The organism is Paenibacillus sp. FSL R10-2771, assembly GCF_038000205.1.
Classification (GTDB): domain Bacteria; phylum Bacillota; class Bacilli; order Paenibacillales; family Paenibacillaceae; genus Paenibacillus_AQ; species Paenibacillus_AQ phytohabitans.
Genome location: NZ_JBBOBM010000001.1, coordinates 3,386,622 through 3,412,738, shown reverse-complemented (window position 1 = coordinate 3,412,738; position 26,117 = coordinate 3,386,622). Strand labels below are relative to the sequence as shown.

Genomic DNA, 26,117 nt, shown 5'->3' with positions numbered 1-26,117 from the left:
GGCACATAAAGGACATAACACTCGACTATGCTGAGTGGTATAAACGGGCGGAAAGCGGGGACTACATTGAAGAAAAAATTGCTGCTCGTCGAGGATGAGCTGCGTATCCGTGAACTGGTATCGGATTATTTCATCCAGAACGGCTGGGAAGTGCGCGAAGCCGACAACGGACAGGATGCGCTCCTCTGGTTCGATTCACTTCTGCCGGATCTGCTGATTCTGGATATCATGATGCCCAAGATGAATGGATTTGAGGTATGCCGGGAAATCCGCAAGCAATCAGCGATCCCCATTATCCTGCTGACCGCCAAGTCTGCAGATGACGACAAAATATACGGCTTTGAATTAGGTGCAGATGATTATGTAACCAAGCCATTCAGTCCCAAAGTACTGGTGGCCCGGGCAAATGCGCTGATGAAACGGGCCCAAGGCATACATCTGCCGGATTCGGGCATTGTGAAGTTTGGTTCGGCGATCTTCAACACGCTGGCACACCGTCTGGAAGTAGAGGATGCAGAAGTCGAGCTTACCCCGAAGGAATATGATCTCTTATGGCTGCTGATCCGGAACAAGGGGATTGTGATTTCCCGGGATACGATCCTCAGCCGGGTCTGGGGAATTGAATTTGAAGGAGACTCCCGTGTCGTGGATAGCCATATCAAGAAACTGCGCAGCAAGCTGGGTTATGAATCCCGCTATATTCGTACGGTCATCGGCACAGGATACAGGTTCGAGGCGGAGGAATGAGAAGACGCGGAATTACCTTTAAGCTGTTTGTGATGACCGTGATCTTTTTCGTATGTTTTTACGGGATGGTGATCTTGAGCCAGCTGCTGTTTTTTGACAGCTTCTATCAGAGTCAGAAGGAGAATAGGGTGGAGAAGCATCTCAAGAGCTTCGGGACGGGCTATACGGAAGAATCCTGGGGGCGGAGCCGTACTTCCCGCGAACTGGTCCGCTTCATGCTGCGCAATAAGACTCAAATGGTCATTCTGAAGCTGGATGGCCGAATGAAGTCCGAGGATCCGTTCCGGATGAAGCTGACGGATGAAGCGGGCAAGATTCAGGTGATTCCGATGTCCCTGTTCATGAACGAGTACGGGGATCCGCTTAGGGCAGCCAATCTGAAGGAAAATGATCAAGTCACCGTCCTGGGCGAACGTCTTGAGGAAGACAATGACCCCGGGAATCTGATCTATCCGCTCACGATTACGAAGCAAGGCGGTCCGCAGATCGGCGAGGAGCCCGAAGATGGGATGAGTACTATTTCCGGGATAATCACTGAACTTGTATTACCGGATCTGAAAGTCTGGAATCCGCGGCAGGGCATCCTCTTCGAGGCCTTGGAGGACTGGTTTCCTCTGACACTTGATCAGAATGAAGAACTCCGTGATCTGAACATAGTGAAAGAGGAGTGGACCGCTCCCTGGAGCGGTATCCGGAATTCTATCATCATTCTTCCGGTCAAGCAGGCGAACGGGGAAGTAGAGCTCTTATTCACGGTCACCTCCCTGCAGGATGTTAAGGATTCGAATGTGGCGCTGCGCTGGTTCTTTTTATATCTGGGGATCGGCGGGTTTGTTCTGATACTGGTCCTGTCGCTGTTCTATTCCAAGATGGTTACCCGGCCGCTGATTAAGCTCAATAATATCGCCAAACGGATGGTGTCGCTGGATTTCACAGGTCATTCTTCGATCCGTCAAAAGGATGAGCTGGGCAGCTTGTCCAAAAGCATGTTCACTTTGTCGCAAAGTCTGGATGCTGCACTGGGTGAGCTTCGTGAGGCGAATCAGCAGCTGGTTGAGGATATGGAGCAGAAGAAGAAAATGGAGCAGATGCAGCAGGACTTTTTTGCGAGCGCCTCTCACGAATTGAAGACACCGCTCAGTATTATCAAGGGATTCGCTGAAGGTCTGGAGGATGGGGTAAGCGCCGGCAAACAGGATCATTATATCAAGGTCATTATCGAGGAAGCCGACAAGATGGAGTTTCTCGTCAAAGATATGCTGGATTTAGCCAAACTGGAGTCCGGAACCATCAAACTCCGCAAAAGCTCCTTTATGCTGAGTGAAATGACCGAGAAAGTGACGGACAAGCTGATACATTCGCTCGGTGACAAGCAGCTGAATGTGGTAATTATTCCGGCGAACGAGCGGCCGCTTTATGCCGATGCGTCCTGGATTGAGCAGGTAATCAGCAACCTGCTGACCAATGCGATCAGACATGCGGAGCATGGCAGTACAATAACCGTTGCCGTGGAGGGTCAAGAGAAATCACTTTCATTCAACATACACAATAAGGGTGAGAATATCCCCGAAGATCAGCTGGAGCAGATCTGGGAGCGCTTCTACCGGGCGGAGGCTTCACGCAGCCGTCTGACAGGGGGAACCGGACTCGGGCTGTCGATTACGAAGCAGATATTGGATATGCACGGCTGCCGGTATGCAGTGATAAACACAACGGACGGCGTCTGTTTTAGTGTGACCTTTGAAGGCTGAACGGACTTATTACAACCTGTCAAGAATTCTTATATTTGAGAAAGGAGTGAAACAGCATGAAATGGAACTGGCTGCCTTCAATGTGCACACTGGGAAACCTGGGACTTGGATCAGTTTCCTTGCTTTTCACCATTCAAGAACGTTACAATCTCGCCTTACTCATGATACTGCTTGCGGCAATATGTGATGTCATGGACGGATTACTGGCAAGAATGCTCAATTGTACCAGCGATTTCGGCAAACAACTGGACTCTTTGGCAGATATTATTTCCTTTGGGCTTGCTCCAACCTTCCTCATATTGTTGTACAGGCTGGAGAATATGCAGTGGCTTGGACCTGTTGCAGCGATTGCATTCCTGATCTGCGGGGCGCTGCGCCTGGCCAGATTTAATCTGTCTGCGCCTTCAAAGGGGTTCACGGGGATGCCGATTACGGCTGCAGGCGTTATTTTATCAATGATTGCATTGGTGGATGAACGGATGAAGCCGGAGCTGGTCATCGCCGTAATGGGGCTGCTGTCACTGCTCATGGTAAGCCGGATTCCATTCCCGTCGTTCAAAAAATTCGTCAACAGGAAGTGATGCCTTATGCCCTGGATCATGGAGATGATCTCGCAATACGGATATATAGCTATATTTGCACTGCTCGCGCTGGGACTTCTTGGACTCCCCGTTCCCGATGAGCTGCTGATGCTGTTCGTGGGCTATCTGTCTTCTACCATGGTGCTGAATTTCTCAGTTTCGGTGCTGGTGTGCTTCATCGGCTCAATAACAGGTATGCTGATCAGCTATACGATCGGTCTAAGACTCGGGCAGCCGGTGGTGGACAAATACGGGAAGTGGATAGGGCTTACGCCGAAGCGGTTCGCGAGTGTGAAACGATGGTTCTTCCGGTTCGGAAACTGGACGGTCTTCATCGCTTATTTCGTCCCGGGCCTTAGACATGTTACCAGCTATATCTCCGGAATCAGTGCAATGTCTTTCAGAAAATATCTGGTTGTCACCGTTGCCGGTGCATTTATCTGGTCGCTCCTGTTTGTATCTATCGGCTATCTGGTGGGGGCAAGGTTATCCTTTGCGTAGCTTTGCATAGCTTTGCAATGACCGGAGCGGGCAGGGTATGATGATAGCTGTAGGTAATAATCTTTTATAATCAAAGAAGATATTACTATGGTTAAACCTTCTATTATATACTGTAAAAAACATCCACTTACTGCCGTGTGTGCATTGCATTAGGTGAGAAGCTATAGTGATCTGAGGAGGGAATACCGTAATGCCGGAAACACAGGAAATAGTCATTGAAGAATACGTGCCTGCCAAACATGCCGCGTCCATTGCCGAGATGTGGAATCGGAGCTTTGAGAGCTGGGGCGGTGACAATACTTACCGGACAGAGGAAAGTGTACTCCGTGAACACGAGAACAGCACGCTGCTCAAGGTATTTCTGGCCGTTGCGGGCGGAGAGGTTATCGGATATTGCAGCTTCTCCCACTACAAAGAGGATACAGGCGCGCTTTATATTCCACTGCTCAACGTCAGACCGGATTTCCATGGACGTAAGGTTGGTAAGGGACTGGTGAGACAAGCTGTAGAGGAGACCATCCGGCTTGGCTGGCCCCGGCTCGATTTGTACACCTGGGCAGGGAACGTCAAGGCGGTTCCTACCTATAAGAAAAGCGGTTTTTTCTGGGAGAAACGCGACGACACCACCCACCTGATGAATTTTATCCCTTCAGTGCTGCAGACCGGAGCGGTGAAGTCTTATTTCGGGAAGATCGACTGGTATAACGACAGCATCCGCGAAATCAACGTTCAGCCTGACGGCCAGGGGGATAACGGATTTGACTATTTTACATATGAATGGCTGAAAGACGGGCTGCAGCTGAAAATGCAGTATGAGCGGAGCGGCCGCGGCCTGCGCCTGATTGAGACGGAGGATTACCGGATACAGGCAACGATTCCTGAACGGCATGAGCTGCCTTTTGGAGCCCGATACCCCATTGTCTATGAAGCTGTGAATAAGAGCGGAAAGCCTTTGGCTCTGGAGATTAAGGGTATAAGCAATCCGCAAATCAGCTTTGAGCTGAACGGAACGCAGGAGATTGAATCCGAGGCACGGATCGAAGGCAGCTTCTTCATCCATCCGGCTGAAGAGGAACAGAGTATCTATCAGACCCATCCGGTTGTTGAGGCCGAACTGCTCATTAATGGCCTTCCCGCCGTATTCAAAATCGGGGTTGAACCCAAATTCCCGGTCAAAGTACAGCTGCAGCTGCCGGACAAAATAGCTTATATAGGCGAAGAGCTTGAAATTGATGTGATTGTCGAAAATGAATACAACGCAGATACGGTGTTCGTCTTCGACCTGCCTGATGATGCTATACTCGCTTTCGGGCAGTCTCCACTTAAAGTCGAAGTTCCGGCAAAGGGCCGGAGAACGGTTACTGTACAAGCGCGGCTGCAAGCCTACGGCATTTGGCATCATAATGTGAAGATCCTTAATGAGGGCAGCAGTCCGGAGGAGGCCGCTTCATTAATTCTCCAGCAGGAAATGAGCCTGGTCTTCCCTGGGGCAGATGCTGCCTTTGGCGGCAAAACGGAGAAGGAATGGATCATCAGCAGCGGAAGATATTCGGCAGTCCTGGAGAAATCCGGCAATACGCTGAAGCTATATGATGGCCGTAAGAATGTCGTTAGCCTGCCTTATCCGAAGTTCGGTCTGCCGTATACCAATGAGTTCAAGAAGGTATCGCCTGTTGAAGTGCAGTATGATACAGATGATGGAGCCATTGTGCTTGAAGCCGTCTATGAACTGACTGCAAGAAAGGGCATGCTGCTGACCATGGTGGTGAAACTGAACAGCAATGGGCTCATCTCCCGGCATTTCAGGATTCATAATCCGCTGGACACGGATCAGGAGGAAGAATTGGTCCTTAAGGACAGCTTCGAGTTCAGCCTTAGGGGAGGCGTTATTCCTTATAACGGCAAGTATCTGGATTTGAAATTAGGCGCAGAAGCTTCCAGCCCGGACTACTGGGATGTGCAGAAGTTTACAGAGAACTGGATGTTCGCTTCCCATGGGGCAATCTCGCGGGGAATCAGCTGGCCGGCAGAATTAGAGCTTATCCAGGAGTCGTGGCTGCATGCAGTTGAGCATTCGCTGGGCCGGATTCCGGCTGGAGGCAAGCTGGAGACAGGTCCGCTGCGGATTGCGCTGGGGACCTGGAATACCTGGCAGGATTTCCGTTCGTTCGCACTGCAGTGCAGCAACACGCGCGATCTCAATTCTGCGCAACAACTGGAAGTGAAGCTTAATCAGGGTAACCCGTTCATCAGCGGTCAGCTTACACTCTCCATTCTGGAGCAGAAGAAGAGTTATTTGGACGGCGAGATCACTGTTTCTTCTCGTGCAGGCAGCATTGAGGAGACATCGATTACGGTACAAGGTGAACACAAGCTCTCGGAAATCAGCCTTCCGCTGACCCGTTCATCAGGCTCTGAGCCCGATCTCCTTACGCTGCAGCTGAATATGGATATTTATGAGAGCTCCAGAGCTTTCCTTGTCCTTCCTGTGTCGGATCAGGTTCTCCGCCGTCAGACTCTGGAGATTGAGCAGTCCCAGGTGCTTGCCGTAGACAACGGAATTCTGCGGATACAGGCCAGCAGCCATTTTGCCCCGGGATTATTCTCGCTGGAGTATCAGGGCCAGGAGTGGCTGGATTCCTCTTTTCCACAGCCCATAGCTAAATCCTGGTGGAATCCCTGGGTGGGTGGGATTTTAACTTCGGTCACTGACATGTCATTACGCAGCTTCATGGAAGAGCCGCGGACCGCTGAGTTCGCTGAGCTCACGGACAACAAGGGTAACCGCTGGTCGGGCATACGCATGAGCGTTACCATTCAGCAGAATGATAAATACAGAGGGCTTATCCTGCATCAGTATTTCATGATGCTTCCGGGTGTGCCTGTGCTTGCTTCTACTGTACACATTGAACAGAATACAGGCACGCCGTTATATCCGCTCGAGCTTGAAACCTCGTCCCATTACCGTGCGGCCGCCGATCTTAAGGACAGCAGAGGGTATCTGAAGAACAGCAGCGGTGAAGAGCTTGTGTATAAGGCAGGAAGAGTCCAGCTGGGGGTTAGAAGTACTAACGGAATCCTTCAAGTGGGCTCCACAGAACGTAAACAGCGTCTGACTCTAGTTACTGCACCGGATCTTACTTCTACAGCCTTGATGGCCAACACTCATGCGGCACTGTCTTATGCCATAGACCCGCTGTATCTTCAAGACGGGGAAGAGCGGTTCAGCAAGCCACAATTCTATCTTATCTCGGATCTGAAGATTCCTGAGCAGGCCTACGCCGATCTGCTGACAATCCGGTTCAACAAATGAGCTGAAGAAAGGAAGCACCCATGAAAATCATTGACGCACATGTACATTATTCGAATATTGATACCTTTCACGAGACAGCCCGGACTTTAGCGCATATCGATTATACCGGCAAAGGACTCCTGGAGGAGTTCCGCCGTTCCGGTGTTGTCGCCGGAGTCGGTATGGGCGTAACGGAGACGGCCGCCGGTGCTTTTCCGGATTCCGAAGCGCTTAATCCCATGCTGCTTGATCTTAGCGGGACACTTCCGGACAATTTGTTTACCTGTGCCGGAATTAATCCGCTGACCCTCCATCTGGACGGGCAGCTGGAGGCGCTGGAACAATCGCTGCAACAGAAGGATGTCGTTGGAATCAAGCTCTATGCTGGGTATTATCACTTCAATGTGGGGGATGAGATCTACGATCCGGTCTACAAGCTGGCCTCTGCTTACGGACTGCCGGTCGTTATTCATGGAGGGCTAACTTACTCTGACCGGGGACTGTTGAAATATTCGCATCCGCTGTCTATGGAAGAGACGTTCCTGAAGCACCGGGATATTACCTTTATGCTCTGCCATCTGGGCGATCCCTGGGTTATGGACACAGCGGCGCTTTTGGAGAAGAATCCGAATCTCTATACCGACCTGTCCGGCTGGATCGTCGGTGACAAGGCTAAGGTGGACCGTCTGCTGACCGAGCAGACCTACACCGATCATTTCCGCCGGGCGATTGTGTTCGCCGAGAAATATGACCGGCTCGTCTTCGGTACCGACTGGCCGCTGGTTCCGCTGGATGCCTACATTACATTCGTGAAGCATCTGATCCCGGAAGCACACTGGGAGGATGTCTTCTATAATAATGCGCTCCGCGTGTTCCCTAAGCTGGAGGAGCGGATTAGAGAACTGGACAACATTTAACCGCAGAAGCACTTTTATCTATCTGAAACTTAGAACAGTGATCCCCCTCTAACCGGGGAATTACTGTTCTTTTTGTTTTTGCGTGAAATGGGTTGGGGCCAGGGTTTACTCCCGCCTGATGCTTGATGAGGCAACCTGTGCTAAGCTGTTAAGGGTCAGAGTTAACGAAATATAATTATTCCTGCAGATGGAGGGTTAGTTTCATGCCTCATGTGAAAGTTAAAGATCTGGAATTGTTTTATGAAAAAATGGGTACAGGAGAGCCAGTTATTTTTCTGCATAGTAGTTATTCGCGCGGATTATTGGCCTTTTCTAGTCAAATTCTGGATTTCCAAAATAAGTACACCTGTTATTTCCCTGATTTCCGAGGCCATGGCAGAACCAGGTGTGAAAGTCTCGAATGGTCTACGCCTCAGCTGGCGGATGATATCGCAGCCTTCATGGATAGCATGAGTATTGAAAAAGCGCATCTGACCGGCTACAGCATGGGTGCAAATGTCGGACTGTACCTCGCAGTAAATGATCCGGCAAGAGTTGCTACACTAACTACAATTGGAACCGGCGGATTCTGCAATCCGGCTGGTGCTGAAGACTTTGAGCCGGAGCGTCTGCTGGAGCTTGAGCAACAGGGCATCATCTGTCAGATGAAAGAGAGGCATGAAGAAGCACATCTAGGGAATTGGCAGGAATTCATGCGGCAATCAGCTACTGACTGGCGTAGATATCCGGACCTGAGCGAAGCACAGTTAAGCAGTATCGGCTGTCCGGTTCTAATCATTGCAGGAGAGCACGATACATACGCTGCAGCGGATAAGATCATTCAGCTAGTCTCGCTGATCAAAGGATCACAATGCCTGATCGTCCCGGGTGCCGGCCACCGGCCGCATATGGGAAGGGAACAGCCGGTGCTGGTGAACGATACGATCCTTGAATTTCTTGCGAAGAATTCTAACCTCAAGTGAAAGGGCTGTACATATCTTATGAAGAAAGTCATCGTAATTGGAGCAGGGATTCTCGGGGCTTCTACAGCCTACCAGCTGACAAAAATGGGGGCAGAGGTGCTGATTGTCGACCGTAAAGATCAAGGACAAGCCACGGATGCGGCCGCAGGCATCATCTGTCCCTGGCTGTCACAGAGGCGCAATCAGACCTGGTACCGGCTGGCAAAGGCTGGTGCAAGATATTATCCTCAGCTGATCGCGGAACTTGAGCATGCAGGCGAAACCCATACGGGCTATGCCCGGGTAGGTGCACTTAGTATTCATACGGATGCGGGCAAGCTGGACAAAATAGAAGAGCGGGCACGTCTGCGGAGGGCGGATGCACCGGAAATCGGAGAGATTACGCGGCTTACGGCTGAAGAAACCCGTGAACGGTTCCCGTTGCTTGCTGAAGGGTATGCCTCTGTTCATATCAGCGGGGCTGCCCGGGTAGATGGACGCGCCCTGAGGGATGCGTTACTTCACGCTGCGCAGCAGCAGGGTGCCACCAGAATTGCCGGAGATGCGGCGCTTCAATATGAGCCAGGCCGGGTGACCGGGGTTATTGTAGGTGCGGAGTGTTACCCGGCGGATGAAGTTATTGTGTGCGCAGGCGCCTGGGCGAACCCGCTGCTCCAGCCGCTTGGCATTAATTTCAAAGTCAGCTACCAAAAAGGGCAAATCATGCACTTGCAGGTTTCCGGTCATCAGAATACTGGAGAATGGCCGGTAGTTATCCCGCCAAGTGATCAATATCTGCTCGCTTTTGACCAGCAGCATATTGTAATCGGGGCAACTCATGAGAATGATATAAAAGGATATAATACCAGAGTGACCGCAGGCGGCATGCAGGAGATTCTGAATAAGGGGCTGGAGGTGGCACCTGAACTGGCAAACAGCACTTTGGGTGAAGTGAGGGTAGGATTCCGCCCGTTTACACCAGGCTTCCTTCCGGTCTTAGGTGCTGTCCCTGGATGGAAAGGGCTTCTCGCAGCCAATGGACTGGGAGCTTCCGGACTCACAATGGGCCCGTTTATCGGCAGCCAGCTGGCGAAGCTGGCACTAGGCAGAGAGACCGATATGGATATTAGTGATTATGACCTCCAGGCGGCGTTGGAGAGCAGATGATTACGAATTCATTTCCTGCAATGGAAGGATTAGATTCAATTCTGCTGCTCCATTGAACTTTTGTTTGACAGAAGAAGATGTGTAATCCATAATACAATCCATACTAAACATATATGATTTATAGAGGAAGGGTGGATCACACGTGACCAAGTTAAATGCAAAATTTAGAAAAACGATTGGAATGGGGACACTGACAGTAATGTTTGTAATGCTGCTGGCAGGCTGCTCCGGTTCTAACAACAATGCGGACACCAGTAATGGCGCTCAGGCAAGTGCGAGTCCAGCCGCAACGGAAAGCACAAGCACAGCAGAACCTGCTGCAGGAGGTACTTTTACCTATGGCCGGCCGGCTTCAGTAACCTCGTTTGATCTGCATAACCAGATCACCTCCAATAATGCGTTTGCGATTGATAAAGTGTTTGAATCTTTGGTCGCTTTTGACAGCAAGGGTGAAATTAAGGACTTTCTTGCCCAGTCACACACGATCAGCGAAGATGGCTTAACGTATACCTTCGTATTGCGTGACGGTCTGAAGTTCTCGAACGGAACGCCAGTCACAGCAGAGGATGCCGTGTTCTCCCTGAACCGTCATTTGACGGTTGAAGGTCCGCTGGCGATCTCGGCGACGGTCGAATCCTTCAAGGAACAGGATGACAAGACACTGGTAATTAAGCTAAAAGAACCCTACACACCTTTCATCTCTGAGCTGTCCAACTTCTCCAATGGTATCATCCCGAATAATTTCGGCGGCGTCAGCGAAGAAGAGTTCTTCAAGAAGCCGGTAGGCACGGGCCCTTTCGTAGTTGAAACCTGGGACCCTGCTGGTGATGTTACCTTCACCAAGAACACAAACTACTGGCAGGAAGGCAAGCCTTATATCGATAAGCTTGTCTATAAATTGATTGAAGACGACAGTCAGGCAATCAACCAGCTGAAGGCAGGAGAAGTGGATGCAGTAGAAGCGCTGTCCCTTCAGAATGCAGGTGAAATTAAGGACGGCACAGATACTACTGTCGTAACAAACGGCAGCTGGGTGACGGAGCAATTGTTCTTCAACACGCTGGATGAGCATTTCTCCGATGTGCATGTCCGCCGTGCACTGGCGCTGGCGCTGGACCGTGACGGTCTGACCAAAGCATTAACCTTCGGATATGCACAGACCGCCAATTCTTTGCTGCCGACAACGATTCCATACAACGCCAATGATACCCTTAAGTCATTGAACTTCGATGCCGCCGCAGCCAAGGAAGAGCTTGCCAAATCTGCATTCCCTAACGGATTCTCAACCAAGCTGCTGATCGCTTCCGGCAACAGCACAAGAGCCCAGGAAGCACAGATTATTCAGGCAGCAGGCCAGGCCATCGGAATCAAGATTGAGATCGAATCCGTTGAACTTGCCACCTTCCGTGAACGCTTCTTCGCCTATGATTTCGCGGCGATGCTGAACAGCGGTCAAGCCGACTCTCCGGAAGCGAACTCGATCCTGGCGTTCCAGACCGATCCGGAAGGCTTCAGCAAGTCGTACTGGACGCATTACACGAACGATAATGTAACCAAGCTGCTGTATGAGGGCCAAAAAACAGCAGACGGCGATGCCCGCGCAGCCATCTACACCGAGCTGCTGCAGACGCTTGCAGATGAAGTGCCTTACATTCCGCTCTACTACCCGGATATCCTGATTGGTGCCCGTTCTTCGGTGGATGGACTGGTTGTTCTGCCTAACGGCAGTATCCGTCTGGAAGATGTGCGCTTAAGCAAATGATGAATTCCAGGCAAACCTTAACCGGTGCGCAAGGAAACAATGGTTCTTACAAGTGGCTGGGGATAGCACTTGTAAGAGCCTTAATTGTTATCCTCTGCGTGATGACGGCAGTCTTTTTCCTCATACGTATTGTACCCGGCGACCCTGCCAAAATGATTCTCGGAGAATACAGTACGCCCGAAGCGCTTAAGAATATGCATCACACCCTGGGGCTGGATCTCCCGCTATGGGAACAATTCATCCGGTTTATGAAGACCTTGTTCACGCAAGGGGATACCGGCAATTCCATTATTATGGGCACCTCGGCACGAGAGCTGATTATGCAGCGGGCTCCTGTAACTTCGCTGCTTATCCTGATTGCCTGTGTGCTTGCAATTATTACTGCACTTCTGCTTGCTACTGCTGCAGCCACACATAAGGATAAACTGCTGGATCACCTGATCCGCATCTTTCCTGCGATCACTCTCGGTATGCCAATCTTCTGGGTTGGCATCCTTTTGATTCTGCTCTTTAGTGTCCGGCTGGGCTGGTTCCCTGTCGGAGGAGTAGGTGAAGGCTTCACAGGGACGCTGCGAAGCCTGGCGCTGCCGGCGATAACGGTTGCTTTTTCACAGATTCCTACACTGGTCCGCTCGCTCAGGGCGCAAATGCTGGAGGTACTCGAATCCGACTTTGTCGTCACGCTGAGAGCAGCGGGTATACCCTCCAGAGTTATTCTGTTTAAGCATGTCCTGCGCAACTCTGCGCTGCCGACACTGATGCTGCTGGGAGTTAACATCTCTTATCTCATCGGGGGTACACTCGTCGTCGAGCAGGTATTCGGCATCAAAGGGATCGGCAGCCTGCTGTTCACTTCAATTTCGAATCGGGATTTCCCTGTCATCCAAGGAATAGCCCTTTATTGCGCGCTATCTGTAGTGATCATCAGTCTGCTGATTGAAATCATCTCCTGGTGGCTGGATCCCAGAACGAAGGGGAAACAATGACAACTACAACGCCAGATATACAATTGCCAGAGGGCAAGAAGCAAGTAAACGGGCTGAGACGGATATGGAATACCCCGTCCCTGCTGATCGGAATCATAATGTTTGCAGTGCTTATTCTGCTGGCTCTGTTCATCCCTTATTTAAGTCCGTATCATCCGACGGAGCAGAACTTGAGCGCCTTCCTGCAGCCGCCGTCTTCCACCCACTGGCTGGGTACCGATCAGCTGGGGCGTGATTTGTTTACCAGACTGATCTATGCAGCACGGACGGATCTGACTATCATGGTTCTGGCCGAGATCATTCCTTTCTGTACCGGTGTATTATTGGGAATGCTGTCAGGGTATTACGGCAAATGGACCGATAGAATTATTGCACTGATTACAGATACATTTATCGCTTTCCCGTTCTATCTGATCGTAATTATCGTGGCCTTCGCCAGCGGTGCCGGGGAGCGGGGGATTTATATCACTTTCATTCTCGTGGGCTGGATTGTATTCGCCCGTGTGGTCAGAGGTCTTAGCGCATCCTTCCGGGAACAGGAATGGGTGGCTTCTGCCCAGACCCTGGGACTGCCCGGCAGCCGCATTATTCTGCGCCATCTCCTGCCTAATGTATTGCCGCAAGCCGTTGTCGTGCTGATGACAGATATGGTCGGGCTGCTTGTAGCCATTGTTACACTGGGTTATCTGGGTATCGGTATCGCACCGCCTACACCGGACTGGGGGACAATGATCTCAGACGGACAACCCTTCATTACCACCGCCTGGTGGCTGTCAGCAGTTCCGGGATTCGCCGTGGTATATACGGGGATAGCGTTGTCTCTGTTAGGGGATGGCCTGGCCGATATTTGGAGGAAAAAATAATGTCAACTGAACCTGTGCTCGAAATAGAATCATTGACACTTGCAGCCAAGTCGAAAGAAATTCTCGTCAATAATATCAGCTTCTCGCTTGCACGCGGGGAGAGTCTCGGGCTGGTAGGGGAATCAGGCTCGGGCAAGTCGCTTACACTGCGGGCAATCCTTGGTCTCCTTCCTCGTGGTGTGGAGCAGACCGGAGGGGCCGTCCGGAGTAAGGTAAGCAGTGCAATGGTATTCCAGGACCCGAGAGGGGCGCTGGACCCGCTCTGTCCGGTTGTGAAGCAGCTGACAGAAGTCGTGTATTACAGACAACAGGTCAGCCGGAGAGCTGCACGGACGATTGCCTTGGAACTGCTTGAAAGACTGGGTCTTCCGGATTCTTTGAGAAAAAAAGACCGCTATCCCAGTCAGCTGTCAGGTGGCCAGTGTCAGCGTGTTGTTATCGCATTGGCTCTTGCCTGCAAGCCCGGCATTCTGCTCTGCGATGAGCCGACAACCGCCCTGGATGTCACCGTTCAGCGGCAGATCATCGACACGATCACCAGTCTGCAGCATGAACTCGGTTTCGCAATGGTCTTCGTCACCCATAATCTGGCGATTGCCGCTAACCTCTGCTCCAGATTGTATGTCATGAAGCAGGGGCAGATTGTCGAGCACGGCGAGACGCTTAGTCTATTGCAGCATCCGGCTGATCCCTATACGCAGATGCTGATCGATTCGGTGCTTCCGTTGCCGGAGCTTGAGCTTGAAGGGAGCGGACTATAATGGATTTAGCTTTGCAGGTGCGGGATTTAACGGTCCGTTACGGCGGATTTACCGCGCTCGACCACATTCAGCTGGATTTGGAGCAGCATACGACACTGGGACTTGTCGGAGAGTCCGGTTCAGGAAAGTCTACGCTGGCGCGGGTCATTGCCGGGCTGATCGCTCCGGACGAGGGGCAGATTCTGCTGGGTTCCCAGGAATTGCACAAGAAGAGAAGCAGGGAGCAGCATAAAAAGATTCAGATGATCTTTCAGAATCCGGATGCCTCGCTGAATCCCAAGCATTCTATCCGGCAGATTCTGTCTGAAGCCCTGCTGTTTCACCGGATTGTCGACCGTTCCCAAGTGGAGACAAGAAGTAAAGAGCTCCTTAGCCGGGTGCAGCTGGAAGCCAGGTCGCTGGACAAATATCCGCATGAATTCTCCGGCGGCCAGCGCCAGCGGATTGCCATTGCACGCGCTCTAAGTGTGGAGCCGAGCCTGCTGATCGCCGATGAGCCCACAAGTGCACTCGATGTATCCGTGCAGCGGAGCGTATTGGAGCTGTTCCACACGCTCAAGGCTGAGCTTAATCTTACCGTGTTATTCATTTCTCACGATCTCGCCGTTATTCATGCGGTCAGCGATACCGTTGCCGTCATGCGGCAGGGGAAGCTGGTAGAGATCAATACCAAGGATCAGTTCTTCATCCGTCCGGAGCATGAATATAGCCGCGAGCTATTATCGGCGGTTCCGAAGATGCCACAATGAAATCAATTACATCAGGAGGTCTATATGAACCGAGAACCACAAGGATTTGTCCCGCTGTCCCTGTCTGAGTTCAATACATTGACAGGACAGGTCTCTGATCTCTTATCCACCCAGTACCCTCCGGTGATCATTCCGGGGGAAGCCATATTGGGCATTGAAGCGGTAGCTGCAGGAATTGCTGCACCCGGCCGGACCATTCTAAATGTAGTGACTGGACCTTACGGCAGTTTGTTTGGACAATGGCTGGAGCGCGGTGGAGCGACGGTGATTGAAGTGAAAGTTTCATTTGATGAAGTCATTACTGTGGAAGAGGTGGCGTCTGCGGTTGAGCGGTTCCATCCGGTTGCTATTTCTTTCGTACAGGCAGAAGTAGTTACAGGCGGCTCTAATCCTGCGAAGGAAATCTTCGGGCTTGCACGCAAGCATAATCTTATTACGGTAACGGATTCCGTATCAGCAGTAGGCGGAGAGGCTCTGTTAGTCGATGAGTGGTCCGTGGACTTTGCCGTAATGGGTGCGCAAAAAGCACTCGCCGGACCTAACGGCGTCAGCGCAGTCAGCATTTCACCACGCGGCTGGGCATTCCTGGAGTCGAATGAAAGAGCGCCCCGCAATTCCATTCTATCCTTGCTCGATCTGAAGCCGGCACCGGACGGCACGCCGCCGCTTCGCGTCCCGCCAAATATTCCAACACTGGAGGCCAGAGCTCTGATCGTAGCCTTGACGACTGTTGCCGATGAGGGACTGGTTCAAGTGATTAAGCGCCATAAAATTGCAGCAGCTTCTGCCATAGCGGGGATCACAGCTCTGGGTCTTGAACCCTGGCAGAAGAATAGCCGGCATTATTCCACATTGACGACCACGGTTCGAGTGAACGGGGAGCAGAAGCTGCTGATCAAGCAGCCTATCGGCATCGTGGCTCCCGGAGACGGCGAATTATCCGGCCAGCTGCTGCGGATTAACCATTTCGGGGCAAATGCCAACCGGGAAGGTGTTGAAGGCGCAGTGCGGACGCTTGCCGGATTACTGAAGCAGGATGCAGAGCAGGCAGTACAAGCTGCCCGTCAGGTTTGGGGTGAAGCCCTATGATTCTCAAGCATCCGCAATTCCAGGCGTACAGCAGTATCCATATCGCAGGTATCGAAGGCAAACCGTTCGATATTGAAATTCAGAATGGCCGGTTCACTTCTGTTAAGGAAGCAGAACCGCGCCATGTACAGGCGGAACAACCTCAGCAGAAGCTATGGATCAGTCCGGGTATCATTGATCTGCATACACATCTGGCCTGGACAGATTTCGATCATGCCGACCAGCTGAACCGGGACAGCCGGGAGGTTGAAGTGATGCAGGCAGAGGCCTTCGCAGCCACCTTACGGACTGGCGTAACTACTGCGCGTGATGCCGGCGGCATTCTGCCAAGCACCATCCGTCATCTCGTGAAGTATTATCAGCAGCCGCTCCGGGTGCAGACCAGCAGTGAAATGCTGGGCGCAGCGGATGCCAAGGGGGTTAAGCATCTGGAGGGCCGTCTGGCAGAAATCTACGCCACCGGAGCAGGCTGGATCAAAATCATGGCAACAGGCGGTCTAGGCGCACCTACCGAGAAGGTAACGGAGCCGAACTTCTCTGAGGAAGAGTTCGCCTTCATCGTCCGTCATGCACACGCGAACCGGAAGAAGGTTCTGGTACATACCTGGGGCGGCATGACGATTGACTGGTCCATCCAGGCCGGAGTGGAGTCCATTGAGCATGGGATGTTCCTGACCTGGGATCAGGCGGGCCGACTGGCCGAGTCCGGCGTAGCCTTCGTGCCGACAACTTCGATCTACCGGATCGCAGCTGACCCCAAAGGTGTACTGGCGCTGAGTCCGGTCATCTGTGAACGGGCCGCCCGTGCAGCCGATGCTCATGCCGCGGCCATTGGATATGCCAAGCGGGCGGGAATACGTCTTGGATTCGGTACAGATTATGCTACTCCTTCACTGCATGGCTACAACCTGCAGGAATTCGATACGCTGTTCGATTACGGCCTGAACCGGGCAGAAGCATGGAAGTCCGCTACGCAAGACGCAGCAGAGATCCTTGGAAGCGGTCATGAGCTGGGGAGGATTGCCGAGGGCTACATTGCCGATGCGGTCATTTATGCTGCCGATCCCTATCAGGCACAGAATGCAGATCAGCTGCGGAAGAGCATCATCTCGGTGGTTACCGGGGCGGATGAAGCGGGATTAATATAATTATTGAACAAGTAATAGTCGCTCCTTACTGAAATGGCAGGTGGTATTCCATTTCAATAAGGGCGATATTTTTGTGCTTTCATATCAGATTTGATTAATACATTTTTGTGAATATAAATCATTTATGGATACAAAAAAGTCGGGAAGCGGATATTATTCAAGGCGACTTGGCGGCGGTGTACCTGCAATTATCAGCTTCGTCCCAGGCCGTACGAATTGGCAAGTTGAAGGAGGAACAAGTTCGAATGTTACGCAAATTCATGTCGATATTGCTGCTGGTATCCTTGGTCAGTCCCCACCTGGTGGCGCCTGTCCAGGCAGCACCAACGAATCCTGTTGATCCCGTACTGGCCAAACAGGCAATGAATGTTTATGTGACCATTCTAAAGAGAAAGCAACAGAAGATTTTTAACCGGGAAGTTGTAAAGAGTGCCAAAGTGCTTAAGGTAATGGAGATACCCAAAGATCAACTTAAAGCGGTGAAGGAAGCCAGCTACCTGAACAATAAAAAATACAGATTTGTATATGCCGCTATCGAATATGACATGGAGCGGGAAAGCAAGTACATGCTGAACGGCATCAACTTCATGCTGGCGGTCATTCAACCGCTCGGTAGAGAATGGGAGGTCGTCGGAGATGAGTACGAGATTGCCCCGGTTCCCTATTTTCTTGAGAACGGCATAGGCTTCGGGAAGAGTATTAACAATGAGGAGGACCGGAGGATAGCCGCAGCCGAAATCCAAATGGCATCAATCCTGAAGAAGCACCAGGATGGCATCTACGTGGATTATGAGGGTAAGACTGTGCCGGATTACAGCATGCATAATATAGCCACCCCCAGTCAACTAAAAGAAGAGATGTCCGGCAGCGCAGCAGCCTTTGGCGCATTATCCGAAGAGTCCCCAGGGGAGATTAATGCCAGTTACAAACGTCCCCGCTATATTCGGGTTATCATGAAGGATGAGCGGAATTTGAAGTATTACGGCTGCGCCGGGGATGACCAATGCGTCAAGGTTCTTGATTTCCTGGATTACTGCAAGCATGTGCTTCCCAACGAATGGGATGAGCATGCACCTGATGAATCGTTAAAGACAGGGGCTATGGCAGTGAAAATGTATGCATGGTACAAGGTGGCTGTCACTCCTTCAGCCCAGGTTGGAGAAGCCGATGTATATGACAGTACGAGGGATCAAAAATTCTTGGCTGATTTGTCGACGATTGGAAAGAAGCCGGAGGATATTGCCCATATGCAAAGCATGTTTCATGTGGATGACATAGCCGGTGCCGGATTCAAGGATAATATGGGGAATCTGATTCTTGCGGAGTATCGTGCAGAGAGCTCTGGTAAGGCAAGTGGATTAGTGTCACAGAAGTACTCTACCAATTTGGCCAAGCAGGGAATGCATTTCGATGAGATTCTGCGTTATTACTTCGACAAATCACCCAAGACTATGGACAAGGGAACCATCAATTTTTTCCATTACACCCGATAATGAATGGTGAAGGAGTATAGACTATTATGAAACGAATCAGTTTGTGTATGATGATAGTGTTCTTGATGGTGTGTTCAATACCGGCCGGTATACCTGGCGCCTATCTCACTCAAGGAGCGGCAGCCGTGGGAATGGAAGAACCGGCTGACCCGAATATTCTGACTGAGGATATGATGAAGAATCTTATAGCTAAGCATATCCAGAGCTTCGAGCAAGAAGCATGGGAAAGCGGCGGAGAGCGGACGATGCTCTCCTTCAATGTCAAGGCGGTGAAGCCGATTGATGTTGAAATGGCGCGGAATTTCCTCACGGTGGCGCCCTATGAATTGTCCGGAATGCCTTTCTTAGTGGCATATGCAGCTGTGGAATATAACCTGAAGCAAGAGAGCGAGCAAGGCCTGAACGGCTTGAACTTCCGGATAATCATATTCACGAAGCCGAATGGCGGCTGGAAGATCGCTTCCTATTCCATAGCCCCTGTAACCCAAATTGTGGGCACCCCCTATGCGTTTCAAATTCCCGAAGAAACCCGAATGGTGGAGATTGAAAAGAAGCGGCGGGAGGGAATCCTTGAGAATTATGCAGGTAAGGTAATCGGTTATGTGAACCGTGCTTCAGAGGATCAACTCAAACAAGAGATGACAGGCGGCAATCCGTCGCTGCGGTTGAAGAAATCCGCTTGGCAGAACCGGCTTCCAGACGCGGTTAACCCGTATTACCCACGGCCCGCCAAGATTGCTGTCCACATGAAACTCAAAGAGAACAAGGACTTCTATCCGGGATGTGCGGATGCGCAGGTCTGCATACAGGAGATTGACTTCCTGGAGTACCTGGAAAAGTCATTCCCCCATGTCTGGAAAGGCGATATGAATACTGAAGCCATTAAGGCCGGAGCCCTCGCCTGGAAAATGCGGGCCTGGTACGCCGTGTCCGTCAATCCTCTGACTAAGCAGCCGTCAGCAAGAGTGGATGATACGGATGAACAGGGCAACATCATCTTTTACGCGGATTATAAGCCGAAGAATGACGAGGAGAAGCAGCGGATCGCGAGGCTTGAAGAAGTCTTCCATTCGCCGGGTGTAGCAGGGGTAGGCTTCAAGGACGGCATCTCGGAAGGATTGTTCCTGCCCGGATTTGCCCAGAGCTCCGGTTATGCAGCAGGAGACACAGCTAAGACAGCTGCATCCGGTATATTTTATATGGCGGATACGAAGGAACTGGTCAAGAAGAAGAATGCGGCTCAGCTGATCCAGCATTATTTCAAAGGATCTCCGCAAATGACCAATACTGCATCGGTTACTTTTTTCCGCTATACCGCAGAATAGAACCGGTAGAAGTAGCAAGGGGCATTAACAAAGGGTATTAGCAAAGGCAGGCTGTTGGAGGCGAACTCCTTCAGCCCGCCTTTTTTAGGCTTTTTAGCCGGAGTTAACAACCCTGTCTCCCGGGTAGCTTTAATAAGGAGGCTGGTGGCACCGTTTTCCAAGTGTCTTCCTAGCGGCTAACCGGAGCATCAAGGAATGTTAGTGTATAAATCCCCCAAAAAGTTCTTGACATGTAATGCGTTTCACAAATTATATTGCAGAGGCAGGATACAAAAGGGGAGGCACAACAGTATGAGTCAGAACAGCAGAAAAATAGTCTTCATCGACATTGACGGAACACTTCTCACAGAGAATGGAATCATACCGGAATCGGCGCAGCAGGCGTGCAGACAGGCGAGGGAGAACGGGCATTTGCTCTACCTGTGTACCGGCCGCTCGAAGGCTGAGATCTATGATTCCATCTGGAATATTGGCTTCGACGGCTTGATTGGAGCCGCAGGCGGGTATGTAGAGAGCGGCAATGAAATGCTTTATCATAAAAAAGTAACCCCGGAAGATGCCAAACATCTGATCGATTATTTCCACGCCAATGAGGTGGATTTCATTCTGGAGTCCAACACTGCCCTATACGGAAGCCGGAATTTACAGCCGCATCTGGAACGCAGAATTTATGGTGATCTGCTGAATGATCCTGCAGCGCAGGAGAGAAAACGGCTGTCTCCGCATCCTTATATCGCAACACTGACCTATGGGAACGAAGAATTATATTTGGATGATGTCAACAAAATTTGTTTTCTGGAGAGCAGTCTGCCCTTTCATCAGATCCAGGAGGCATTAGAAGGAAGGTTCACAGCACTCCAGAGTTCTATCCCCCTGTTTGGAGAGAACAGCGGGGAGCTGATGATTCCGGGTGTCCACAAGGCTTCGGCTATTGCCGATGTACTGAAACATCTGGATATCCCCCGTGAAGACAGTATGGCGCTCGGCGATGGGCTTAATGATCTGGAGATGCTGGAATATGTCCAGGTGGGGGTTGCTATGGGTAATGCCAGAGAGCAGCTCAAAGAGATTGCCGATGATATCACCGACCACATTGAGGAAGACGGACTGTATAACTGTTTCCTGAAATACGGCCTGATCTCAGCTTAAATACACACTGTATGCATACGGACCGGGTTGATATCCAATAAAGCACATGGTAAAATGCACTTAATTAAACGATTGGAGTTGAATAGTATAGTGTAGGATTCTCTTGCGGTATTAAACAATAAAACAGCTTTATAGTACATGATCTTAAGAATGGCTACATTTTCATTCATAAGTTCATCTTATAAGGGCGTTATTTCGTGCGCGCGTTTTATTCTTTATATGCAAGAAGGGTCTGCATCTTTTCACTCAATCAATATATCCTTATTCAAGTCCGTCAGGGCTGAATTTGCTATATTTATTTGAGCTGTAAGAAGATAACCTTCTTGCAGCTTTTATTATTTTATACAGGAGGATATTGTATGTCATTAATCAATGTGAGCAATCTGACGTTTGCCTATGAGGGCACTTACGATAATATTTTTGAGCAGGTGAATTTCCAGCTGGATACCGATTGGAAACTGGGCTTTACCGGGCGCAACGGCCGGGGCAAAACCACCTTCCTGAACCTGCTGCTCGGCAAATATGAATACAGCGGGACGATATCCGCACAAGTAAGCTTTGAATACTTCCCGTTTCCGGTTGCGGACCCCACAAGTCAGACGCTGGATGTAATCAGTGAAATTGACCCGGATTATATACACTGGAAATTAATGCGGGAGCTGAACCTGCTGAAGGTGGCGGAGGATGTGCTGTACCGGCCCTTCAACTCATTGTCGAACGGGGAGCAGACGAAGGTGCTGCTGGCAGCCCTTTTCATCAAGGAGAATAGCTTCCTGCTCATTGATGAACCCACCAACCATCTGGACATGAAGGCTCGTAAACTGGTCAGTGACTATCTCAGCACGAAGAGCGGCTATATTCTGGTCTCCCATGACAGAGCCTTCTTAGACAACTGTGTAGACCATATCCTGTCGATCAACAAGACCAACATTGAGATTCAGAAGGGGAACTTCAGCAGCTGGTGGGAGAATAAGACGAGGCAGGATAACTTCGAGCTGGCGGAAGACGAGAAGCTGCGCCGGGACATTAAGCGGTTATCGGCTTCCGCCAAACGGACGGGCGGCTGGGCCCATGAGGTCGAGAAGTCCAAGAACGGCACCCGGAACTCCGGCTCCAAATTAGATAAGGGCTATGTCGGCCACAAGGCTGCAAAAATGATGAAACGCTCGAAATCGATCCAGCAGCGGCAGGAATCTGCGATCACCGATAAATCCAAGCTGCTGCGGAACATTGAAAGCTCGGACAGTCTGGAAATATCACAGCTTCCGTATCATAAGCAACAGCTGGCCGAGCTGGATGAAGTTTCGGTCTTTTACGGGGACAAAAGTGTTTGTTCAGAGGTGAGCTTCACGATTGAGCAGGGCGACCGGATTGCACTCACCGGCAGCAACGGCTCCGGGAAATCGAGTATTCTCAAGTTGATCTGCGGGGAGGAGATTCATCATACTGGTGTCATACAGAAGGACAGCCAGCTTGCCATCTCTTATGTATCCCAGGACACCTCGCATCTGCAGGGCAGTCTGAGTGAATATGCCAGAGAGCACGGGATCGATGAAAGTCTGTTCAAATCGATTCTGCGCAAGCTTGATTTCTCGCGGATCCAGTTCGAGAAGGATCTGTCCACTTACAGCGGCGGCCAAAAGAAGAAAGTACTGATTGCCCGGAGCCTCAGTGAGAAGGTGCATCTGCATATCTGGGATGAACCGCTTAACTTCATTGACGTGATCTCCCGGATGCAGATTGAAGAGCTGCTGATGGAACATACGCCGACAATCCTGTTTGTGGAGCATGACCGGGAATTCTGCGCGAATATTGCTACCAAGATCGTAGCTATGGATTAAGATGACAAGCCTCTGCGAGCGGCAGGGGCTTTTTTTCTGCGTGTAAATGGAGTGTGAATGCATTCCGGAAGGTAGGACTGTAATATTTGGCGTAATATGCTAAGCTTATTCAGGAAGAATAGCAAGCAGCCTGCACTATAGAACAGAAGCTTAGAGATTACCACGATTAGGAGTGAGGATTTTGCAGACAAAGATCAGCCTCGAAGGCGAATGGAAGTTGCAGTTAGATGAGAGTAAGCAAGGACTCGTATTACCTTACACAGATGTAATCACACTGCCGGGAACAACCTCCCATGCCCGCAAAGGACCGAAGAATGAGGAGTTTCTGGTAAGCGCTCTAACGGATGAATATCTGTTCGAAGGATCCGTCTGGTACTCCAGGGAGATTGACATTCCAGAGGAACTGGCTGGCAAAAGCAGTTATCTATATTTGGAACGTACACGGCTTACAACGCTGTGGGTGGACGGGCAGGAGATTGGCAGCCGTGACAGTCTGAACACCGCACATGTATACGAGCTCCCGCAGCTGTTGCCGGGAACGCATACAATCACGATCCGCGTAGATAACACGGGTTACCCGACCAAAGGCGGACATCTGACTTCGCCGGATACCCAGACGAACTGGAACGGAATTACCGGCCGTATGGAGCTGCAATTCTACGGAGAGTCACAGCTTAGCGGCATCCGCCTGGATTCGGAGCTGGCTGCACGTTCTGTCCGCATCACAGCAACTCTGGAGAGTAAGAGCGAGACTACTCTTGTGGTATCTGCCAAGAGCTTCAATAGTGAGGATTCACACACGGTAGAAGAGCAGGAGTACATAGTATCACCAGGTAAGTTCTCAGTAGACTATACACTCGGTCAAGAGGCGCTGCTCTGGAGTGAATCCGCTCCCAATCTGTATAATATCCTCCTGGTTCTGAAGGATAGCGAAGGCAATGCCATCGACCGGCAGGAGGTTATCTTCGGACTGAAGGAATTCCGGGCAGAAGGCGACAAGTTCACGATTAACGGGGAGAAGACCTTCCTCCGCGGCAAACATGACGGACTGATCTTCCCGCTGACCGGTTATGCTCCTACAGATGTTGAAGAATGGGGCAGAATTCTTGGCATCGCCAAGTCTTACGGGATCAATCATTACCGTTTCCATACCTGCTGTCCGCCGGAGGCTGCTTTTACCGCTGCAGATATGCTTGGGATCTACATGCAGCCGGAGCTTCCGTTCTGGGGTACGATTACGGTAGAAACGGACGAAGGGCATAATCAGGCAGAGCAGGATTACCTGATCAGCGAAGGCTATGCCATTCTGCGGGACTTTGGCAATCATCCATCCTTCGTAATGATGTCTCTCGGCAACGAGCTGTGGGGCAGCAAAGAGAAGATTGATTCCTTCCTGAAGGACTACAAAGCGTTCGATGACCGGCCTTTATACACCCAAGGCTCCAATAACCACCAATGGGTACCGGAGGTTCTGGAGCATGACGACTTCTTCAGCGGGGTGCGTTTTACCCGGGACCGCCTGTTCAGAGGCTCTTATGCAATGTGCGATGCTCCGCTGGGCCATGTCCAGACGGCTGTGCCAGGCACGATGAAGGATTATGACGACCAGATCGTTCCTCCGGACTTCATGAATGGAGGAGGACAGGCTGCTGCTGCCGGCGGCGAGATCCAGATCCAGTATGGCACCGAAGCCAAAACGGTGCAGGCTGGCGGAGAATCCGGCGAATGGATTCCGCAGGTTCCGGTAGTCTCGCATGAGATCGGACAATACGCTACATTCCCTAATTTCGAAGAAATTACGAAATACACGGGTTCGATCAAAGCTGAGAACTTTGTGATTTTCCGTGAACGGCTGGAGAGTAAGGGACTGGGTCATCTGGCATCGAAATACTTTGAAGCCTCCGGCCAGCTTGCGGTAGCCTGTTATAAGGAAGAACTTGAGGCTGCCTTCCGCTCGCGGCGGCTGGCCGGCTTCCAGCTGCTGGACCTGCAGGATTTCAGCGGTCAGGGAACTGCGCTGGTTGGCGTGCTTGATGCCTTCATGGATTCCAAGGGACTGGTCAGTGCCGAGGAATGGCGTACGTTCTGCAATGATGCGGTGCTGATGGCACGATTCCCTAAGTATAATTATACTGCGGGTGAATTGTTCGCTGCCCATGTGGAGCTTAGCTGCTTCCGCAGCGGTATGCCGGATTCCGCTCAGCTGCTATGGCAGCTTGCAGCAGACGGTAATGTAATTGCTGAAGGATCAACCTTAGCGGCCATTCCGGCCGGAAGCCATTATATCGACATCTGCGATCTGGCGGTAACTCTTCCTGTCGTAGAGCGGATGAGTAAGATCGTATTATCCCTTTCCATCCAGGGAACGGATATCCGCAAGAGCTACGACCTGTGGGTATACCCTGAGCAGAGCAGCAACCCGCTTGAGGACATACATGTATTCACGAAGCTGTCCGAAGAGGCGCTTGCACAGCTGGAGAAGGGAGGAAATGTGCTGCTGATGCCAGAGCCGGAATCCCTGAAGAATGCAATTGAAGGGTATTACTGCACTGATTTCTGGTGTTATCCGATGTTCCGCTCCATCTCGGAGAGCATGAACCGGCCTGTACCTGTCGGTACAATGGGTCTGCTGATTGATAACAGTCACCCGGTACTTCGTGAGTTCCCGGGTGAGGAGCATTCGACCTATCCATGGTGGAGCATTGTGGAGAATTCGAAATCGCTGATCATGGATGATGCGGACCGCAGCTGGAATCCCGTTGTGCAGACCATTGATAATTTCGAACGTAATCATAAGCTTAGCTTCCTTACGGAGTGCCGTGTAGGCAACGGTAATCTGCTGGTATGTGCACTGGATGCAGGCAAGGTGAGCGAGACCCCTGAAGGCAGACAGTTCTTGACCAGCGTGGCTAATTATATGAAGTCTGCTGAATTCAAACCGCAATACCAGGCAACTGTTGCCGAGCTTCAGGCGCTGATTCAATAGCAGTAACGAACGAATAACACAAAGGAGCGATTCTCCATCGGGAGAGCCGCTCCTTTGTGTTATTTTCA

20 protein-coding genes are annotated in these 26,117 nt (G+C 51.0%); all 20 read left to right on the top strand.

Translation table 11 applies throughout. The features are described 5' to 3' along the window. Positions 1-66: 66 nt before the first annotated feature. The 20 genes from NSU14_RS14620 (at position 67) to NSU14_RS14525 (ending at position 26,049) form a co-directional block, all read left to right on the top strand. Positions 67-747, top strand: coding sequence for a response regulator transcription factor (locus NSU14_RS14620; RefSeq protein WP_340945795.1), 681 nt, complete (start codon positions 67-69; stop codon positions 745-747). Next, complete coding sequence (locus NSU14_RS14615) at positions 744-2,498, top strand: sensor histidine kinase (protein WP_340945792.1); 1,755 nt, start codon at positions 744-746, stop codon at positions 2,496-2,498. Before NSU14_RS14620 ends, NSU14_RS14615 begins: the two co-directional genes overlap by 4 nt. 56 nt (positions 2,499-2,554) lie before the next feature. Beyond that, complete coding sequence (gene pssA / locus NSU14_RS14610; RefSeq protein ID WP_042137216.1) at positions 2,555-3,079, top strand: CDP-diacylglycerol--serine O-phosphatidyltransferase; 525 nt, start codon at positions 2,555-2,557, stop codon at positions 3,077-3,079. Positions 3,080-3,085: 6 nt separating this feature from the next. Beyond that, positions 3,086-3,580, top strand: a complete 495-nt coding sequence (locus NSU14_RS14605; protein WP_039291658.1) for a DedA family protein — start codon at positions 3,086-3,088, stop codon at positions 3,578-3,580. Positions 3,581-3,770: 190 nt separating this feature from the next. After that, positions 3,771-6,893: a GNAT family N-acetyltransferase gene (locus NSU14_RS14600; protein ID WP_340945786.1), complete on the top strand. Its 3,123-nt coding sequence runs from the start codon at positions 3,771-3,773 to the stop codon at positions 6,891-6,893. A 20-nt stretch (positions 6,894-6,913) separates the two neighbouring features. Continuing rightward, positions 6,914-7,789 carry an amidohydrolase family protein gene (locus NSU14_RS14595; protein WP_042137220.1) on the top strand — a complete coding sequence of 292 codons (876 nt, stop codon included), beginning with the start codon at positions 6,914-6,916 and terminating at the stop codon, positions 7,787-7,789. Between the two features lie 302 nt (positions 7,790-8,091). Then, positions 8,092-8,751 carry an alpha/beta fold hydrolase gene (locus NSU14_RS14590; protein WP_445670089.1) on the top strand — a complete coding sequence of 220 codons (660 nt, stop codon included), beginning with the start codon at positions 8,092-8,094 and terminating at the stop codon, positions 8,749-8,751. An 18-nt stretch (positions 8,752-8,769) separates the two neighbouring features. Continuing rightward, on the top strand, positions 8,770-9,897 hold the full coding sequence (locus tag NSU14_RS14585) for an NAD(P)/FAD-dependent oxidoreductase (protein ID WP_340945779.1): 1,128 nt from the start codon (positions 8,770-8,772) through the stop codon (positions 9,895-9,897). Between the two features lie 181 nt (positions 9,898-10,078). Then, on the top strand, positions 10,079-11,659 hold the full coding sequence (locus NSU14_RS14580) for an ABC transporter substrate-binding protein (protein ID WP_340945777.1): 1,581 nt from the start codon (positions 10,079-10,081) through the stop codon (positions 11,657-11,659). After that, entirely contained in the window at positions 11,656-12,645 is a 990-nt protein-coding gene (locus tag NSU14_RS14575; RefSeq protein ID WP_340945776.1) for an ABC transporter permease, read from the top strand. Before NSU14_RS14580 ends, NSU14_RS14575 begins: the two co-directional genes overlap by 4 nt. After that, positions 12,642-13,508: an ABC transporter permease gene (locus tag NSU14_RS14570; RefSeq protein ID WP_081956529.1), complete on the top strand. Its 867-nt coding sequence runs from the start codon at positions 12,642-12,644 to the stop codon at positions 13,506-13,508. The genes NSU14_RS14575 and NSU14_RS14570 overlap by 4 nt, the downstream gene beginning before the upstream one ends. Further along, the gene (locus tag NSU14_RS14565; RefSeq protein WP_340945774.1) at positions 13,508-14,269 is read left to right on the top strand and encodes an ABC transporter ATP-binding protein; all 762 of its coding nucleotides are present in this window, start codon (positions 13,508-13,510) and stop codon (positions 14,267-14,269) included. The genes NSU14_RS14570 and NSU14_RS14565 overlap by 1 nt, the downstream gene beginning before the upstream one ends. After that, on the top strand, positions 14,269-15,018 hold the full coding sequence (locus NSU14_RS14560) for an ABC transporter ATP-binding protein (RefSeq protein ID WP_340945772.1): 750 nt from the start codon (positions 14,269-14,271) through the stop codon (positions 15,016-15,018). The genes NSU14_RS14565 and NSU14_RS14560 overlap by 1 nt, the downstream gene beginning before the upstream one ends. 24 nt (positions 15,019-15,042) lie before the next feature. Beyond that, positions 15,043-16,107 (top strand): aminotransferase class V-fold PLP-dependent enzyme, encoded by a 1,065-nt coding sequence (locus NSU14_RS14555; protein WP_340945770.1) that lies wholly within the window; start codon positions 15,043-15,045, stop codon positions 16,105-16,107. Continuing rightward, positions 16,104-17,255 carry an amidohydrolase family protein gene (locus NSU14_RS14550; protein WP_076245989.1) on the top strand — a complete coding sequence of 384 codons (1,152 nt, stop codon included), beginning with the start codon at positions 16,104-16,106 and terminating at the stop codon, positions 17,253-17,255. The genes NSU14_RS14555 and NSU14_RS14550 overlap by 4 nt, the downstream gene beginning before the upstream one ends. Positions 17,256-17,500: 245 nt before the next feature. Beyond that, positions 17,501-18,748 (top strand): SpoIID/LytB domain-containing protein, encoded by a 1,248-nt coding sequence (locus NSU14_RS14545; protein ID WP_076245991.1) that lies wholly within the window; start codon positions 17,501-17,503, stop codon positions 18,746-18,748. A 125-nt stretch (positions 18,749-18,873) separates the two neighbouring features. After that, positions 18,874-20,073 carry a hypothetical protein gene (locus NSU14_RS14540; RefSeq protein WP_076245994.1) on the top strand — a complete coding sequence of 400 codons (1,200 nt, stop codon included), beginning with the start codon at positions 18,874-18,876 and terminating at the stop codon, positions 20,071-20,073. A 291-nt stretch (positions 20,074-20,364) separates the two neighbouring features. Then, positions 20,365-21,222 carry a Cof-type HAD-IIB family hydrolase gene (locus NSU14_RS14535; RefSeq protein WP_340945766.1) on the top strand — a complete coding sequence of 286 codons (858 nt, stop codon included), beginning with the start codon at positions 20,365-20,367 and terminating at the stop codon, positions 21,220-21,222. Positions 21,223-21,581: 359 nt separating this feature from the next. Further along, positions 21,582-23,063: an Lsa family ABC-F type ribosomal protection protein gene (locus tag NSU14_RS14530; protein ID WP_340945763.1), complete on the top strand. Its 1,482-nt coding sequence runs from the start codon at positions 21,582-21,584 to the stop codon at positions 23,061-23,063. Between the two features lie 172 nt (positions 23,064-23,235). Continuing rightward, positions 23,236-26,049 carry a glycoside hydrolase family 2 TIM barrel-domain containing protein gene (locus NSU14_RS14525; RefSeq protein WP_340945761.1) on the top strand — a complete coding sequence of 938 codons (2,814 nt, stop codon included), beginning with the start codon at positions 23,236-23,238 and terminating at the stop codon, positions 26,047-26,049. Positions 26,050-26,117: the final 68 nt, after the last annotated feature.